Origin of the sequence: Alcaligenes faecalis (genome assembly GCF_041521385.1) — a bacterium.
GTDB classification, from domain to species: domain Bacteria; phylum Pseudomonadota; class Gammaproteobacteria; order Burkholderiales; family Burkholderiaceae_B; genus Alcaligenes; species Alcaligenes faecalis_E.
Map to the genome: position 1 here is coordinate 612633 of NZ_CP168006.1, position 17501 is coordinate 630133.

15 protein-coding genes are annotated in these 17501 nt (G+C 56.9%); 4 read left to right on the forward strand and 11 right to left on the reverse strand.

The features are described from left to right. Nucleotides 1–4 precede the first annotated feature (4 nt). The 3 genes from plsX to ACDI13_RS02890 all read right to left on the reverse strand — a co-directional run bounded on the left by plsX (nucleotide 5) and on the right by ACDI13_RS02890 (nucleotide 1911). Nucleotides 5–1093, reverse strand: a complete 1089-nt coding sequence (gene plsX, locus ACDI13_RS02880) for a phosphate acyltransferase PlsX (protein ID WP_316988513.1) — start codon at nucleotides 1091–1093, stop codon at nucleotides 5–7. Nucleotides 1094–1133: 40 nt separating this feature from the next. Then, nucleotides 1134–1316, reverse strand: coding sequence for a 50S ribosomal protein L32 (gene rpmF, locus ACDI13_RS02885; protein ID WP_003800968.1), 183 nt, complete (start codon nucleotides 1314–1316; stop codon nucleotides 1134–1136). Nucleotides 1317–1389: 73 nt separating this feature from the next. Then, on the reverse strand, nucleotides 1390–1911 hold the full coding sequence (locus tag ACDI13_RS02890) for a DUF177 domain-containing protein (RefSeq protein WP_316988514.1): 522 nt from the start codon (nucleotides 1909–1911) through the stop codon (nucleotides 1390–1392). Between the two features lie 319 nt (nucleotides 1912–2230). Here ACDI13_RS02890 and ACDI13_RS02895 point away from each other — a divergent pair, with 319 nt between their 5' ends. The 3 genes from ACDI13_RS02895 to ACDI13_RS02905 are packed head-to-tail and all read left to right on the forward strand — an operon-like array spanning nucleotide 2231 to nucleotide 4331. Then, entirely contained in the window at nucleotides 2231–2785 is a 555-nt protein-coding gene (locus ACDI13_RS02895; RefSeq protein ID WP_316988515.1) for a Maf family protein, read from the forward strand. Between the two features lie 12 nt (nucleotides 2786–2797). Beyond that, nucleotides 2798–3520: an SAM-dependent methyltransferase gene (locus ACDI13_RS02900; protein ID WP_316988516.1), complete on the forward strand. Its 723-nt coding sequence runs from the start codon at nucleotides 2798–2800 to the stop codon at nucleotides 3518–3520. Between the two features lies 1 nt (nucleotide 3521). Further along, on the forward strand, nucleotides 3522–4331 hold the full coding sequence (locus ACDI13_RS02905; protein ID WP_316988517.1) for an N-acetylmuramoyl-L-alanine amidase: 810 nt from the start codon (nucleotides 3522–3524) through the stop codon (nucleotides 4329–4331). Nucleotides 4332–4373: 42 nt separating this feature from the next. Here the strand turns inward: ACDI13_RS02905 and ACDI13_RS02910 are convergent, their stop codons facing one another. Genes ACDI13_RS02910 through ACDI13_RS02925 form a run of 4 tightly spaced genes read right to left on the reverse strand, consistent with a single transcriptional unit; the run spans nucleotide 4374 to nucleotide 7609 of the window. Next, the gene (locus ACDI13_RS02910; protein ID WP_316988518.1) at nucleotides 4374–4982 is read right to left on the reverse strand and encodes a protein-methionine-sulfoxide reductase heme-binding subunit MsrQ; all 609 of its coding nucleotides are present in this window, start codon (nucleotides 4980–4982) and stop codon (nucleotides 4374–4376) included. After that, nucleotides 4982–5935: a protein-methionine-sulfoxide reductase catalytic subunit MsrP gene (gene msrP / locus ACDI13_RS02915; RefSeq protein WP_316988519.1), complete on the reverse strand. Its 954-nt coding sequence runs from the start codon at nucleotides 5933–5935 to the stop codon at nucleotides 4982–4984. The genes ACDI13_RS02910 and msrP overlap by 1 nt, the downstream gene beginning before the upstream one ends. 55 nt (nucleotides 5936–5990) lie before the next feature. Next, complete coding sequence (locus ACDI13_RS02920; protein ID WP_316988520.1) at nucleotides 5991–6644, reverse strand: HAD-IA family hydrolase; 654 nt, start codon at nucleotides 6642–6644, stop codon at nucleotides 5991–5993. Next, nucleotides 6641–7609, reverse strand: a complete 969-nt coding sequence (locus tag ACDI13_RS02925; protein WP_372372678.1) for an RluA family pseudouridine synthase — start codon at nucleotides 7607–7609, stop codon at nucleotides 6641–6643. Before ACDI13_RS02925 ends, ACDI13_RS02920 begins: the two co-directional genes overlap by 4 nt. A 491-nt stretch (nucleotides 7610–8100) precedes the next feature. Between ACDI13_RS02925 and ACDI13_RS02930 the strand changes: the two genes are divergently transcribed. Then, nucleotides 8101–11439 carry an Rne/Rng family ribonuclease gene (locus tag ACDI13_RS02930; RefSeq protein WP_316988521.1) on the forward strand — a complete coding sequence of 1113 codons (3339 nt, stop codon included), beginning with the start codon at nucleotides 8101–8103 and terminating at the stop codon, nucleotides 11437–11439. A 643-nt stretch (nucleotides 11440–12082) separates the two neighbouring features. On the opposite strand, the gene accD is transcribed toward ACDI13_RS02930, so the two are convergent. From accD to ACDI13_RS02950, 4 genes are all read right to left on the reverse strand, one after another. Next, complete coding sequence (gene accD, locus ACDI13_RS02935) at nucleotides 12083–12961, reverse strand: acetyl-CoA carboxylase, carboxyltransferase subunit beta (RefSeq protein ID WP_316988522.1); 879 nt, start codon at nucleotides 12959–12961, stop codon at nucleotides 12083–12085. A gap of 117 nt (nucleotides 12962–13078) precedes the next feature. Then, a complete protein-coding gene (gene trpA / locus ACDI13_RS02940; protein WP_316988523.1) occupies nucleotides 13079–13912 on the reverse strand; it encodes a tryptophan synthase subunit alpha in 834 nt (277 codons plus the stop codon). A 16-nt stretch (nucleotides 13913–13928) separates the two neighbouring features. Continuing rightward, complete coding sequence (gene trpB, locus ACDI13_RS02945; RefSeq protein ID WP_316988524.1) at nucleotides 13929–15128, reverse strand: tryptophan synthase subunit beta; 1200 nt, start codon at nucleotides 15126–15128, stop codon at nucleotides 13929–13931. A gap of 75 nt (nucleotides 15129–15203) precedes the next feature. Next, nucleotides 15204–17498: a bifunctional (p)ppGpp synthetase/guanosine-3',5'-bis(diphosphate) 3'-pyrophosphohydrolase gene (locus tag ACDI13_RS02950; protein WP_372372679.1), complete on the reverse strand. Its 2295-nt coding sequence runs from the start codon at nucleotides 17496–17498 to the stop codon at nucleotides 15204–15206. Nucleotides 17499–17501 lie beyond the last annotated feature (3 nt).

Genomic DNA, 17501 nt, shown 5'->3' on the forward strand with positions numbered 1-17501 from the left:
GTTCTTATGAGGACGAGGGCTCTGAAGTATGGCGTGTATCAGGTTCGCCGCTTTGCTCTTCATGCAAGCTCACACTTTGCATGATGCGCTCGACTGCCTGGCTGGTGCCGCTAAGCAGACCATTGAGCACCGCACCGCGGGCCCGCTGCAAAGCATAACCGAAAGCGTAGGCATCGGCAGAACCATGACTCTTGATAACAATACCGCGTAAACCCAAAAGGGCCGCACCGTTATGACGGCGATTATCCACCCTGTCGCGGAAACGATTCAAGACAGGACGAGCCAGCAAAGCAGACACTTTGCTCAAGGGGTCACGGGTAAATTCGTCGCGCAGCATACTGCCGACCATCTTGGCCAGGCCCTCAATGGACTTGAGGACCACATTGCCCACGAAACCGTCACACACGACCACGTTGACGGTACCTTTGCAGATATCGTCACCTTCTACGTTGCCGTAAAAATTCAGTCCGCTGGAGCGCAACAGTTCAGCCGCCTTTTTGACGACCTCGTTGCCTTTGATGACCTCTTCCCCAATATTGAGCAAGCCCACGGTGGGACGCTCATGGCGATCCACGATACTGGCCAGGGCAGATCCCATAATGGCGAACTGCAACAGGTGTTCTGCGGAGCAATCCACATTGGCACCCAGGTCCAGCATGATCGTGGCCCCGCCCTTTTGGTTTGGGATGGACGTGGCAATGGCTGGGCGATCAATCCCATCCAGCGTTTTGAGTACGTAGCGCGAAATTGCCATCCAGGCGCCGGTATTGCCCGCAGAAATGCAGGCATCCGCCATCCCGTCCTTGACGGACTGAGCAGCCACTCGCATGGAGGAATCTTTTTTGCGGCGCAGGGCCACCTCGACCGAATCGGCCATGGTGACAACTTCGGATGCGGGAAGAATGTCGTACCAGGAAGTATCGACATTACCTTGCGCACGCAATGTTTGCTCGATGGCCGAAGGTTCGCCAACCAATAAGCAGTGCACATCCGGATGGCGCTTGGCAAAAAGCAGCGCCGCAGGGACAGTGACGGATAAACCGATATCGCCGCCCATGCAATCGATGGCAATACGTATTTTTTTGTTAGACATCAAGCATGCAACCTATGTTGCTTGCAACGACTAAGAGGTATTACTCGTCGTTCTTTGTTTTCAGCACTTTACGGCCACGATAGATGCCGTTGGGGCTGATGTGGTGACGCAGGTGCAATTCACCAGTCGTAGGCTCGATAGCCGTCGAAGGACCAGTAAGCGCGTCGTGCGAACGACGCATATTACGCCGGGACGGGCTCTTTTTATTCTGCTGAACAGCCATGATGACTCCTGTAGATGGACAACCCCGAATAAATGGGTGCAGCCCGAAAAATTAACGAATTAGTAACAAACAATCAAGACTTCTTGAGCGAACCCAGCGCAGCAAACGGAGATGGCCGCTCAAAGGCGGATTCATCCAGATCGTCTGACTTGGCTTGCATGGACAGCGACTGAGCGTCAGGACAAACCTCATGGCGCGGCACATAAGGCACGCTGAGAATCAGCTCATCCTCGACCAGCCCCAGGACATCCAACTGGCCTTCACACAAGATGCGATCAGGACCTTCCGTATCGTCATCATCCAGCTCCAGCTCTTCCTCGCTTGCCACAATCTGTACTTCGTTAGAAATATCGATGGGCCACTCAAAAGGCTTCACACAACGCTGGCATTCTAAAATGACACTACCTTTGGCCTGCACATGCACAAAACGACGCCGGGCAGAATCCTCCCGACCCGAAACACTCCAATCAATGCGTAAATCGCCTTGACCGGGCAAGTCGGACACAAGACGAGACAAATCTTTCACCAGCACCTGACCCGACATTTCCTGAGGGGCACGGGCTAGATTCAAGGTATCGATATACTGTGTCGTCATAAGTATGCTTAGGGCATCAAACCGCAGTCTTGCCAGGATTTGGATACCGCTTGTTTGTTTTGCTTGCTGTTTACCTGTTTCACTGCCTTGGTATCGCTTGGGTTGCTCTACCATTTTTTCTGGTACTGCTTTTTTCCTGCCCCTCGGCATTGAAGCGTGTAAAACACAGCCGGCAAACTACCAAGCTAGCCCACAACCATTTCAATAACGAAGAAAACATTAGATAATACCGTGCTAAGCACAAGACAGTCAAACCAAAGCACAGCCAAAACACACCATGCGTCTCATCCTTGCATCAAGCTCAGTCTATCGCCGCGCTATGTTAGCGCGTTTGGGCTTGCCTTTCACCTGTCAGTCGCCAGACATTGACGAAGCCCCCCTTCCCGGAGAGGCTCCGGCCATGCTCAGCCTGCGTCTGGCGCGCGAAAAAGCCACCCGCATCAGCCAGCTAAACCCAGGCGCACTCGTGATTGGCTCCGATCAGGTCGCCACATCTGGCCAGGACGCCATCGGCAAGCCCGGAGACCACGCCGGCGCACAGAAACAACTGCGTCGCCTGAGCGGTCAACACATCGATTTCCATAGTGCCTTATGTGTAACGGATGGCCAGAAGTTTCTGTGTAGCGACATTGTTACCCATTGCCGTTTTCGCGCCTTAAGCGATGAGGAAATCGAGCATTACCTGCAACAGGAAAAGCCGTATGACACCGCCGGCAGTGCCAAGGCCGAAAGTCTGGGCATTGCCCTGATGGAGTCCATGCGCTCGGACGATCCGACCGCCATTATCGGCCTGCCCCTGATCGAGCTGTGTACCATGCTGCGGCACTTTGGCTTGAACCCCTTGCGCCCCAACCTTCTTACCCCTTCCGTTTAGGACCGATTCGCCATGCCCCAAGCCGCCCCCCTGCACCTGATCCCCGTAGGCTTAAGCGAGAGCCCGATCAGCGGCTGGCTGCCCGCCGACATCAAGGCACTGACCCGCGAACTGACTGTTTTCATTGCCGAGAACGCCAAAACCGCCCGCGCCTTTCTAAAACTGGTGGAGCCCGTGGTGCCTTTGCAGGAAATTACCATTCATACCCTGGACAAGCGCGGCAACAAACCTGGCGAGATACGCGAGTGGCTGAAAGCCGCCCTGCAAGGCCAGTCGATTGGCCTGGTGTCAGAAGCCGGCTGCCCTGCGGTAGCCGACCCCGGCGCGCTGGTGGTGGCCATGGCCCACGAAATGAAGATTCCCGTACGCCCGCACGTGGGCCCCTCTTCTATTTTGCTGAGCCTGATGGCCAGCGGCCTGGACGGCCAGCAGTTTGTATTCCACGGCTATGCACCCGTCGATGGCGGCGCACGCGCCAAGCAACTCAAGCAATGGGAAAACCAGTCCCAGACCTTAAAGCAAACTCAGATCCTGATCGAAACGCCTTACCGCAACCAGGCCATGTACAACACCCTGCTGCAATCTTTAAAACCCACAACACGCTTGTGCCTGGCTCGTGACCTGACCGGCTCGCGCGAATTGATCCAAACTGCCACAATTGAGCAATGGCGCGAACGCCAGCCGCCTGCCTTGGACAAAACCCCCTGTATTTTCCTGTTTCTGGCAGGCCGTTAAGATGAACCCCCTGTCTTCTCTTACGCCCACCTTGAAGCGCGGCTTTCAGATTGGCGTTCTCAGCCTGACAGCCCTGTTAGCCGCTTGTGGCAGTAGCGGCCCCTTCAAACTGGATGACAGCTACAGCGCACAGGGCCAAAACAGTCGCGTGCGCTATCTGGTCCTGCACTACACCGCAGGCGACCACGCCACGTCCCTAAAAGTGCTGACACAGCGCGATGTCAGCTCCCACTATCTGGTCAGTGACGAGCGCCGCCCCACCGTCTACCGTCTGGTTCCGGAGGAGCGCCGCGCCTGGCACGCTGGCTTGGGTTCCTGGTACGGTTTCACAGACCTGAACACGGGCTCTATTGGCATCGAAATCGTGAATATGGGGCGTTTGGCAGATGGCCGCTGGGCCCCGTATACATCCGGGCAGATTGAAGCAATCAAAGTACTGCTGAAAGATCTGGCTCAGCGCCATGGCGTGTCTGCCCGCAATATTATTGGCCACAGCGATGTGGCCCCGCAGCGCAAGCTGGACCCCGGCCCCCATTTTCCCTGGAAGGAACTGGCTCAAGCGGGCATAGGCCGCTGGTACAAGGAATCACAAGCCCGCGCACTACAAGCGCAGTACGCCACGCGCCCCCTGCCCTCTGCCGCACAAACCCAGGCTCTGCTGCGAAAGGCAGGCTACGAGACTCCGGACAGCGGGACGTTCGACAAGGCGACACAAAATGTGATCGCCGCCTTCCAGATGCACTACCGCCCCGCCCGCTATGACGGCATTCTGGATGCCGAAACAGCCGCCATTTTGCAAAGTCTGGATTGATAAAAAAACAGGTAATGGGCTAGTGCGCATTACCTGTTCTTCTTAATGCCCTGTCTTATTCAGGGCGGGCCAGCGACGCAGAATCAGCAGCCCCACCAGAACCAGACCATACACATAGACCTCCACCACATCATTCTTACCAGTCCGAATCAGATAAAAGTGCAGTATGGACAAGACTGCCGCCAGATACACCGTCTGATGCAAACGACTCCAGCCACGACCCAAACGCTTTTGCCAGCCATTCGTGGAGGTCAGTGTCAAGGCCAATAAAATCAGCACCGCCACCACACCAATAGCGATCAAGGGTCGCTGCACTACGTCCTGCCACATGGACAACCAGTCTCCCGAACGATCCCACCAGGCCCAGGCCAGCGTATGCAGGGCTGCATAAAAGAAACTGAACAAACCCAACATACGCCGCCAACGCACCAAAGCGGGTTGCGCCAGCAAACGCCGCACGGGGCTCAAGGCCAGGGTCAGCAATAACAGCACCAAGGCCCAGACTCCGCTGGAGCGCGTCAAGAACTCGGCGGGATTCGCGCTCAGGCCATTATTGAAACCCAGCCACACCCAGCGCGCAAAGGGAAACAAGCCCAGTACAAATACCAGCGGCTTGAGCCTGTCTAACTGTGCAGCCTTCCAGGTACCCATTAGTAATAACGCCTTAAATCCATATCGGCATACAAACCAGCCACATCGTCCGCATAGCCATTAAAAGGTAAGGTCGGCTTCTTGGTTGCAAAGAAACCCGAGCCGATGACACGCTCAGTGGCTTGACTCCATCGTGGATGTGGCACCTCAGGGTTCACATTGGCGTAAAACCCGTACTCATGGGGAGCCACCCTCATCCAGCTAGACTCGGGCATGGTGTCCGTCAGGGTAATTCGCACTAAGGACTTGGCCGACTTGAAACCATATTTCCACGGCACGATCAGCCGCACAGGCGCGCCGTTCTGAACAGGCAGGCTTTTTCCGTACAAGCCGGTGGCCAGCAAAGTCAAAGGATGCATGGCCTCATCCAGCCGCAACGCTTCCACGTAAGGCCAGTCCAAGATACGTGAGCGCAAACCCGGCATGGTTTCTGGATCTGCTGCCGTTTCAAACCGCACAAAACGTGCCGAGCCTTGGGGCGAGGCCTGTTTTAGCAGGGCCGACAAGGAATAGCCCACCCAAGGCACCACCATGGACCAGGCTTCCACACAACGCAGACGGTAGATACGCTCTTCCAAGGGGGCCAGCCTCAAGATCTGATCCATATCCAGCGTCAGCGGTTTGTTCACCAAACCATCGATCTGCAAAGTCCAGGGTTCCGTCTTGAACGTCCCCGAGTGACGAGCAGGATCTTCCTTACCCGTGCCAAATTCGTAGAAATTATTGTAGGTGGTGACATCGGACTCGCGGGTGGGCGTCTCGTCCAGCCTCCAACGCTGGGAAGGCGTAAACGACAAGGCTTGCCCCACCGCAATCGCCTGGGCCTGGCCCGGCAAGCTGGCCGCCAAGGCCAAAGCCCCCGGAGCCTGCAACAATAGGCGGCGGCGAGCCCGCCAGACCGACTCATCGGTAATTTCGGAGGGACGTATGGGCTGCGAGCGTGATTTGAACATTTCCATCTCCTTGAACCTACCTGGCAAGATGGCCGTCAAACCCGCTTGCCTTGTACTAAATACGTGTCAATACCCAATCGCGCATTTGCGCCACATTATCAACCATGACCGTGGGTTCAGCCTTGGCCAGGGTTTGGGGATCATGTGCGCCATACGTGACAGCGACACTATCCATACCTGCATTGGCTGCCATATGAATATCATGCACGGTATCACCAACCATCAAGACCTGCTCGGGCTCCAGCATCAACTCAGCCAGCAATTGATGCAGCATTTCGGGATCCGGCTTACTGCGTGTTTCGTCCGCACAACGGGTGGCATCAAAAAACGTACTGAGATTGACCTGATGCAACACTCTGTCCAGACCCTGACGACTTTTTCCCGTTGCTACACCTAAGGCAATCTGGCGACCGCGAAGTTCACCCATGAAAGGTAAAATTCCGTCAAAAAGCTTGATATGTGGGTCACGCTGCATGAAGTGATGGCGATATCGCTCCAGAAACAGGGGCATCTGCTCGGCAGTCAAATCCGGCACAGCACGATACAAGGCGCTTTCCAGCGACAAACCAATCACCCAGCTGGCTTGCTGAATAGAAGGTACAGGCAATTCCAGATCCGCACTGGCCAACTGAATAGAACTGGCAATTGAGTACGTTGAATCCATAACTGTGCCATCCCAATCAAACAGAACGGCGGCATAACGCGTCATAACGATTTCTCCAAACGCTCAAGAACGGCCTGACAGGCCGCTGGCAAAGCCGCCTCCAGAACCAGGGGCTGTCCAGTGACAGGATGATTGAACTCCAGGCGCCCCGAATGCAGAAACATGCGCTTGAAGCCCTGGCGGGCGAATTGATCGCGAATGGCGTCGTCGCCATACTTGTCGTCGCCCACAATCGGAAAGCCCGAATGGGCCAAATGAACCCGGATCTGGTGGGTGCGACCGGTTTTCAGCTCCGCCTGTACCAAGGTAAAGCGACCAAAGCGACGCTGCATGGTGATGATGGTATGCGCAGGCTTGCCAGTCAGGTCAACCTTGACGCGCCGCTCTCCACTGTCGGTCAGCCAGCGCAGCAAGGGGAAACGGATATGCTGACGATCGTTCACCCAATCGCCCTGCACCAGCGCCCAATAAAACTTGCGGGCACGGATTTCGCGGAACATATCATGCAGGCCAACCAGCGCAGCCCGGCGCTTGGCAATAATCAGCAAGCCGGAGGTATCACGATCCAGACGGTGAGCCAGCTCCAGGAAGGGTTCCTGGGGACGCGCGGCACGCAACTGCTCGATAACCCCAAAAGACACACCACTGCCACCATGCACGGCAACACCGGCGGGCTTGTCGATCACCATCATGTGCTCGTCCTCGAACACCACCGGAAAAACAGCGGCGGGAACATGACGAGGCTGCTCGGGCTCGGGCAGACGCAGGGGCGGAATCCGTACCATATCGCCGTCCTGCAAGCGGTAGTCACTGCTAATTCGACCTTTATTCACGCGCACCTGGCCGCCGCGGATCGCTTTGTAAATGTGGCTTTTTGGCACCCCTTTACATTCGCGTAACAAAAAATTATCTATACGCTGACCCGCCCGCGTTTCATCAATGCGTAATATTCGCACTTGAGGGGCTGATCTTTGTGATTCATGAGGTTTGCACATAACAAAAAGGGGCATATAATCGCTTCAGCCTATAGAAGCTGAGACTGGGTCCAGCGTAGAGATGCAAAGGGTGCGTCTCCGTTGGATAAGCAAGGACTGATAATTGTATCCTTGAGTTCCAGCTTCCGGGTCATAAGGTCGCCGGGGTGAGTCCGAAATAGCGAAAGTCGTGTGGCAAGAAGGCCCGCTTTCCAAGAAATGCTTTCCTCCCGCGTGCGGCGCTGAATTCCTGCACAGATTGTCCCGTTCTTTTGCACCAGCCGCATGATTTATGCGACTGCCGTTCCCCCAGCAATTTTATATTCGTCAAACACACACCGTGACTCTGACCCCCCTGCTGATTGAACTTCGCGCTTTGGCGCGACTCGTGCCTCCCAGACTATAAGCCGGTAGGCCGATTTTGCCTGCCTGCACCAAACTGATGCAGCTATAGCGCCACACACTTGTGACCCGTGGTCGTGCGCCGAGAATATTTCGGTGCGCCATGACAACGGAGATCCACACTCATGAAACGCATGTTGTTCAATGCGACGCATCAAGAAGAACTACGCGTCGCCATTGTCGACGGTCAAAAACTCATTGACCTCGACATCGAAACAGCCGGACGCGAACAGCGCAAAGGCAATATCTACAAAGGGGTCATCACCCGCATTGAACCCGGCCTGGAAGCCTGCTTTGTCAGTTACGGCGAAGAGCGTCACGGCTTTCTGCCTTTCAAGGAAGTCGCTCGCAGCTACTTCAAGGAAGGGGTTGATGTACGTAGCGCCCGCATCCAGGACGCCCTGGTGGAAGGTCAGGAACTGATCATCCAGGTTGAAAAAGAAGAGCGTGGCAACAAGGGCGCTGCCCTGACCACCTTCATTTCCCTGGCAGGCCGCTATCTGGTTCTGATGCCCAACAACCCCCGTGGGGGTGGCGTATCGCGTCGCGTTGAAGGCGAAGACCGCCAGGAACTGCGCGAAGCCATGGACCAGTTGGACATCCCGCAGGGCATGAGCATCATCGCCCGCACCGCAGGCATCGGCCGCAGCGTCGAAGAACTGCAGTGGGACCTGAACTATCTGATGCAGTTGTGGACCGCCATTGACGGCGCTGCCCGCGACAATGCTGCCCCTATTCTGATTTATCTGGAATCCAGCCTGGTTATCCGGGCAATCCGCGATTACTTCTCGCCCGATATTGGCGAGATCCTGATCGACACGGATGAAATTCACGAGCAGGCCGCCGCTTTCATGAGCGTGGTCATGCCCGACAATCTGCATCGCGTGAAGATGTACCGCGATGACATCCCCTTGTTCTCGCGCTTTCAGATCGAACACCAGATTGAAACCGCCTACTCGCGTACGGTGCAATTGCCGTCGGGCGGTGCCGTCGTTATCGACCACACCGAGGCCTTGGTTGCCATTGACGTGAACTCGGCCCGCTCCACGCGTGGCGCCGACATTGAAGAAACCGCCTTGCGCACCAACCAGGAAGCCGCCGATGAAGTAGCCCGCCAGTTGCGTTTGCGTGACCTGGGTGGTCTGATTGTTATCGACTTTATCGATATGGAAGACAGCAAGAACCAGCGTGCTGTCGAACAACGCCTGCGTGATGCCCTGCATCTGGATCGCGCCCGCGTCCAGATGGGCAAGATCTCGCGCTTTGGCCTGATGGAACTGTCCCGTCAACGCCTGCGCCCGGCCCTGAACGAAGGCTCCCACATTACTTGCCCACGATGCACTGGCACTGGCGTGATTCGCGATGCCGAATCCAGCGCCCTGCACGTACTGCGTCTGCTGCAAGAAGAAGCCATGAAGGAAGGCACAGCCGCCCTGCACGCTCAGGTGCCGGTGGATGTGGCGACCTTCCTGCTGAACGAAAAACGCGCTGATATCACCAAGATTGAGTCGCGTCTGAATATTGCCTTGATCCTGATTCCCAACAAGAATCTGGAAACCCCGCACCACATCATCGAACGCCTGCGCCACGACGACCCACGTCTGGACGAACTGCGCAGCAGCTACGAACTGGTTCAGCAGCCTGAACAGCAAGACAGCCTGGTGCCGCACCGCAGCCACGACATCAAGCCTCGTCCAGAAGCCCTGGTCAAGAGCACCACACCGGCCCAGCCAGCTCCCATGAGCAAGCCCGCTGCAGCCGCCAGCCCCACTGCCAGCGACAACAAACCCAGCCTGCTCAAACGTGTGCTGAACTGGTTGTCCGGCTCACCCGCCGAACCCGTAGCCGAAACCACCAAATCCGAAGGCAGCAAATCTTCCTCCGGTCGCCGCCAAGGCCGTCCAGGCCAATCCAATGGTGGACGTGGCCAAGGTGGACGTGGCCGTCGCCAGTCCAACCGCCCGGAAGCGGCTCAGGAAGAGAAAGCCAGCACGGAAAGCACCGGCGGTAATAGCCGAGGTCGCCGCCGTAACGCCTCGGCTAATAACGAAACCGCGTCGGGAACCCCACAAAGCACCAACACCACAACGACGTCTAGCACCACCGAGGAAGGCGGCAGCAACAACCGCAACCCACGTAACCGCCGTGGCCGTGGCGGTCGTCAACGCCGTGAAGAAAGCAGCGCAGAAAACGTCGAGTCGAACAAAGACCTCACCAGCACAGAAGCCCAGCCCGAACAGGCTGTTGTTGCCAGCATCGCTGCAGCCTCTGCAGTTGCCACCGCCAAGCAAGAAGCACAAAAACGTGTTGAACCGCTCGCTGAGGCCGACAACACCGATACCGGCGATAACTCGGATACTGAAACGGACGAAAACAGCGAGAACAGCACCCTGGATCCAGAGCGCAAACGTCGTCGCCGTCGTAGCCGCCGCGGTCGTCGCAACACGGACGCCAACGCAGTGGCCGAAAACGAAGAGACCAACGAAGAAGGCAATACCAATGCCTACGTTGCTCACGCAACACCCAGCTTTAACCCCGCTGCCTTGGACGCACAGAAACAAACCGCTGCCCAAAACGCAGCAGCCGAGCCTGAACAGCACCAAGCAGCCGTAGAGGCACCAGCAGCCCAAGAAGCCGCTCCTGTCGCCGTAGAGACCGCTCAGGAAGCCCCTGCCGCTGCCCAAGTTGCACAACAAGCTCAAGAAGTCACGACGACCCAGGCAACCGCTGTTAACACCGAACCAGCCCAGGAAGAAGTAGCCACTCCAGCCGTTCTGGCCGCAGTTGCTCCAGAGGCTCCTGCCGCAGAAGAAACCGTTGCTCCTGTGCAAGCAGAAGCGGCTGCCGAACCTGCCAAAGCGGAAAGCTCCGAAGCCCAAGCCAAGGCCGTAGAAACAGCCGCAGCGCCTGCAGAAACCCAAGCCCCAGCAGAAACCCCTGCCGTTGAAGCCGCTCCAGTGGAAACTGCAGCCGTAGAAACCGCTACTGCCCAGGAAGAAGTTGCTGCTCCAGCCGCTCAGGCCGAGGTCGCTCCAGAAGCTCCTGCTGCTGAAGAAGCTGTTGCTCCTGCGCAAGCAGAAGTTGCTACCGAACCAGCCAAAGCAGAAGTCACCGAAGCTCAAGCTGAAGCCGTGGAAACAGCTGCTACTCCCGCAGAAGCACAACCTGCAGTTGAAGCCTCGGCCGTTGAAGCCACTCCAGTGGAAACCACAACTGTAGAGACTCACGTTGAGACTCAAACGACTGCTGCTGCAAAAGCCCCTGCTGCCGAACAAGCACAGAAGCCCGCAGCCGCCCCTCTGGAAGCCGTGCTGAACGCAGCGGGCATCGAACTGGTGGAAACCGTTCGCTCGGCCACACAGGACGACTACCAGCCCGCACCAGTGCGCCTGGGTCGCCCACGCAAGCAACGTGCTGCAGAAACCGAGAACAGCGAACCGCTGCAACAGGTCGAAACGCAGTAAACAGCTAGACTAAAAACGCCACCCACAAGGGTGGCGTTTTTTTATGCCTATCCGTATCCACAAAGAGTAGTCACCTGGGCCCTTTCTCCTTCCCCACTAATCCCCAGCCTCTCCAAAAAGTCACTATTCTCTTTCACCCAAACCTAGCCTGGTCCCGCCTACTGCAGCTTCAGGGTCGGCATTAAACCCATCCTAGTCCTAGCCTTAGCCTCAAGTCTATAACTCTTCCAACCTCAGCAGCAGACAAGGCGAAATACAGAAATAAAGAGGAAAAACAAAGCTGAAACCAATAGCGCAAAAAACGTGCGCACACTCTCCACCGAACGATATATAGGTCCTAGGGCAGGACAAGTGCAGGCGCAGGTGCAGACAGCAGATACAGTCCTCTATTTGAGCCCTCTGCGATATTCCTTTTTTCTTGGGGTGGGGGGAGTACGGCCCGGGGGCGAGTCAGGGCTTTGGCCGCGGGCCGTACTCCCCCCACTCCAAGAAAACCAAGCCAATCTCGCCCTGAAGTCTCAAGCAAGAAGCGAACGCATCAATAGCACAAGCCCCTCTGCAAAATCCCCAAACCACAGCAGGCAATAAAAAAACGCCACCTGAACCCAGATGGCGTTTTTCCCTAAGCTTCAAGCTGTGGCAATCAAGGATGACGCGACACCGCCTCAGCGGGTTGACGAGTCAACAAAGCCAGCAACTCCGCCAGTTCACGCTGCAACTCGCGACGATCCACCACCATATCGATCGCCCCCTTCTCCAGCAAAAACTCGGCACGCTGGAAACCTTCAGGCAGCTTCTCGCGCACAGTCTGCTCAATCACACGAGGACCGGCAAAACCGATCAAGGCATTAGGCTCGGCAATCACCACATCGCCCATAAAAGCGAAACTGGCCGACACACCGCCCATGGTTGGATCAGTCAGGATGCTGATGAACGGCAAACCCGCCTCGGACAACTCCGCCAAAATAGCCGTGGTCTTGGCCATCTGCATCAGAGAGAACAAGCTCTCCTGCATACGCGCCCCACCCGAAGCGGCCACGCAAATAAAAGGACTACGGTTGGCAATCGCTGCCTGCACACCTCGTGTGAAACGCTCACCCACCACCGAACCCATGGAACCGGCCATGTATTCAAACTCGAAGCAGGCCACCACCGCAGGCACGGACAAAATTGTGCCGCTCATGACCACCATGGCTTCGGTTTCGCCCGTCTGCTTGGCTGCCTCGGAAACACGCTCGGTGTACTTGCGAGAATCGCGAAACTTCAAGGGATCCATAGGACGGGTGTTGGAACCAATCTCGGTCTGGCCTTCGGGGTCCAGCAAGGATTTGATCCGGCCACGCGCACCAATACGCATGTGATGGCTGCACTTGGGGCAGACATTCAAGGTTGCCTGAAGATCTTCCTTGTAGAGCACAGACTCACACGACGGACATTTCACCCACAGCCCTTCGGGAACGCGACGACTGCTTTCGGGGTTACGGTTAATTCGCGGCGGGAGTATTTTCTCGATCCAGCTCATTGTTAGATCCTGTTTTCGCCTGGCCGGCACCCGGCCCACCAAGCTCTTTATTCTGAAAAAAAGCGCCTGTTCCTAAAGAACAGGCAGATGATTCTATACGCGGAATAGGTATTTAGGCTAATTATCCAGCGCCTGCCGTATCTGTGCGAGCCATTGACTGGCCGCTGCAACCGCTGCTGCATCCTTATCCTTTTGCTCTTTGCCAGCGTTCTCCTGCACGGCCTGCTCCATGGTCTGGATCAGCTTGGAGCCAATAACAACCGCATCCGCGCTACGAGAGATGGCTTTGGCGCTTTGCGCATCACGAATCCCAAAACCCACTCCGACCGGAATTTTGACGTGCTGACGAATGCGCTGCAAGTGGTGTTCCACATCCGCCACATCAATCTGGGCCGAACCGGTCACCCCTTTCAGGGATACATAATACACATAGCCTTGTGCCAACTCGGCCACCTTGGCAATGCGCTCATCCGTGGAAGTGGGTGAAAGCAAGAAAATGGTATCCACGCCCTGCTCAGTCAGCAAACGGGTGAAATCCTCGGACTCTTCAGGCGGATAATCCACCGTCAATACACCGTCCACACCGGCCTTGCCCGCCATCACGGCAAACTCGGCCTGGCCGATACGTTCGATAGGATTGGCGTACCCCATCAGCACTACCGGCGTTTCCTCGTCGATCAGGCGAAACTGCTGCACAATCTCCAGCACTTTACGCAGGCCCACACCACGGCTGATAGCCCGTTCAGCGGCTTGCTGAATCACCGGGCCATCGGCCGTGGGATCAGAAAACGGTACACCCAATTCAATGACATCTGCCCCGGCCTGTCGCAAGGCATGCATCAAGGCTACGGTAGCGGGCACCGAAGGGTCACCGGCCGTAATATAAGGCACCAGGGCACAGCGCCCGTTCAAACCTTCAAACGTCTTTTTCAGACGCACATTACTCGACATATCAGTTCCCGATTGCTTACAGAGTCAAGCCGCCGTACTCGGCGACCGTGTGCATGTCCTTGTCGCCACGACCGGACAAGCTAACCAGGATGATTTTATCCTTGGGCAAAGTCGGAGCCATACGAACTGCATGAGCCAGCGCGTGCGAGGACTCCAGCGCGGGCATGATGCCTTCAATGCGGCAGCAATCGTGAAACGCTTTCAGGGCGTCTTCATCGGTGCAGGTGGCGTATTGCGCGCGGCCACAATCTTTCAGCCAGGCGTGCTCGGGACCCACACCTGGGTAATCCAGGCCAGCCGACACCGAGTGCGTAGGCATGACGTTGCCGTCATCGTCCTGCAGCACATAGGTACGGTTACCGTGCAGCACACCCACCAGGCCCTTGTTCAGGGAGGCCGAGTGCTCCAGCGTATCCAGACCGCGGCCAGCCGCTTCCACACCGATCAACTCCACATCCTTGTGCTCGATGTAGGGGTAGAAAATGCCCATGGCATTGGAACCACCGCCCACCGACGCCAAGACGTAGTCAGGCTGACGACCGGCGTCCTGAGGCATTTGCTCCACGCACTCGTCACCGATCACGCATTGGAAGTCGCGCACCATCATCGGGTAAGGATGAGGACCAGCCACCGTGCCAATGATGTAGAAGGTATTGCTGATATTGGTGACCCAGTCGCGCATGGCTTCGTTCAGCGCGTCTTTCAGGGTGCGCGAACCGGATTCCACGGGCACAACCGTTGCACCCAGCAACTTCATGCGGTACACGTTGGAAGCCTGACGACGCACGTCCTCGCTACCCATGTAGACCACACATTCCAGACCATAACGGGCGGCGACCGTCGCTGTTGCCACGCCGTGCTGGCCTGCACCGGTTTCAGCAATGATGCGTGGCTTGCCCATACGGCGAGCCAGCAAAATCTGACCGATACAGTTGTTGATCTTGTGTGCGCCAGTGTGATTGAGATCTTCGCGCTTGAACCAGATCTGAGCTCCACCTAGTTGTTCCGACCATCGACGGGCATGGTACACGGGGCTGGGACGACCGACAAAATGCTTGAGTTCGTAGTGAAACTCGCGCAGAAACTCAGGATCGTTCCGATACTGTTCATAGGCCGCTTTCAACTCGTCCAGGGCGTGGACCAGCGTTTCAGCGACAAACGAACCACCAAACTGACCAAAATGTCCATCCGGGTCGGGCAAGGTATAGGTTTTCAAAGCTCGCTCTCTTGATTGACAAGAACAATCGCGGGCACAGCGCCCGCGAGGTTTAGGTTTACCGATTTTAGCAGTTCAGGACGCATAGCGGCGGGCGCTAACGCCCGATAACTCGTTCAAGGCCGCTAAAGCCTTTTGAATTTGCTCGCCATCACGCACCTCAATGGTAAATATCATGCGCGTCAGCGAGCGGCGACTCAAGGTGTTGATACCCGTTACGTTCAAGCGCAGGCGGGCAAATACCTCGGACAGATCTCGCAACAGGCTGGGATGCTCCTGAGCCTCAATCGCCAGATCCACCGGATATTGAGTATCCCCTGTATCGCCCCAATCAACGCTAATAGCCCTTTCAGGCTGTCGGTTAGCCAGCTCCTGGTAGGACTTGCAGTCGGCACGGTGTATGGACACACCCCGGCCACGAGTCACAAAACCGGCAATCAGATCAGGCGGTGCGGGGCGACAGCAACGGGCCAATTGTGTCATCAAGGAATCCACACCCACCACCAGCACGCCGCTCTTGCCGGTTTTGGAAACACTTTCCCTAGCCGCACCAAACACGCGCTGTACAGGTTCTTCTTCCTGCACGTCCTCGCGGAACAGGGCATCCACCTGACGCAGGCTGAACTCATCCTTGGCTACGGCGACGTACAAGTCATCCGCCTTGGCAAAGCCCAACTGTTGCGCCATCTGCTCCAGGTTCACGGCCGTGCGGCCCAAGCGTTGCAACTCTTTTTCGACCATGCTCTGGCCCTGGGAGATACGCTGCTGCAGTTCAATCGCGTTGAACCAGGCGCGCACCTTGGAGCGCGAGCGCGGGCTGGCCAAAAAGCCCAACTGCACATTCAACCAGTCACGCGATGGTCCGCCGGATTTGGCCGCCACAATCTCGACAGTCTGGCCGGTCGACAAACGCGTGGACAAAGGCACCATCTGCCCGTCAACCCGTGCCCCCCGACAACGGTGGCCCAGATCGGTATGCAGATAGTAGGCAAAGTCCACCGGCGTCGCCCCCACAGGCAATTCAATAACCCGGGCCTGCGGCGTCAGCACATAAATATGCTCGTCTTCCTGCGCCTTCAAAGGGCGAGCAACAGACGGCTTTTTGCTGACAACAGTCTCCGCTGCCACTTGCGAGGCGGTATCCTTGCTGCTGTCTACTCGCGGGCCGGAGTCAGTCGCATTCGAGGTGGACGCCTCCCTGTCCCAGGCCAGCAACTGACGCATCCAGGCAATCTTTCTGTCATCCTCACCATCGGCTGTCTGCTGACCGCCTTGCGCACCGGCCTCCTTGTAACGCCAGTGAGCGGCCATCCCGTACTCCGCAAACTGGTGCATATCACGCGTACGGATCTGGATTTCAAAGCAACGCCCCTGCGCATCCGCAATGACGGTATGCAAGGAACGATAACCGTTGGGTTTAGGGCGGGAGATGTAATCGTCAAACTCCTCGGGCACCGGCGTCCACAAGGAATGCACCACAGCCAGCGTGTGATAGCAACTGCGCTCATCCTCAACAATGACGCGCAAGGCCCTCAGATCAAATAACTGATCGAAATCCAGATGCTTGTTGCGCATCTTGTTCCAGATGCTGAAGATATGCTTGGGCCGGCCAGAGACCTCGGCCACGATATGCTCGCGTTTCAAGGCCGCCAGCAACTGGTCGCGCACCTGACTGATCAGGGTTTCACGCTCCACGCGCTTGTCTTCCAACTGACTGGCAATACGTTTGTAAACCTCGGGATTCAGAAAACGAAAAGCCAGATCCTCCATTTCCCACTTGATCTGCCAAATCCCCAAGCGGTTCGCCAGCGGCGTATACAACTCCAGCGTTTCGCGCGCGAACTCTACCGGGCAGACATTCTTGGACTGCCGGTACCAGCGCAAGGACTGCAGGCGCGAGGCCAGACGCATCAGTACGATGCGCAAATCGGCCGCCATTGCCAGCAGCATCTTGCGCTTCATTTCTTTCTGATCGCCCCCGCCCGTCTGCTCCTTGGCCTGACCTGTCAGCGAGCCCAGACGGTACAAGGCACGTGAGCCACGCACCAGCGTCATGACTTCGGCCCCAAAGGCCTTTTGAACCGGGTCCTGCTTGACCTCCGGCCCGGGGGCAGGGGTGACGGCCAGCAAGGCGCTGGCACGGGTTTGTGCGTCCACACCCAAGCCAGCCAAAATAAGTGCTACCTGAGCACAATGGCTATCCAAGGGTTCACCGGTACTTCCGGCCAGATCCAGCAAAATAGGCCCCGCCCAGTCGGCAGCCGCCTGCAATAGCGTACGCCCTGCTTCATCCAGTCCGTGGCTGGCTTGCGCGAACCATTGAGGATTGAAGGCCGACTCGGCCATAGGGGGAGAAGCGGTGTGATTCATGTG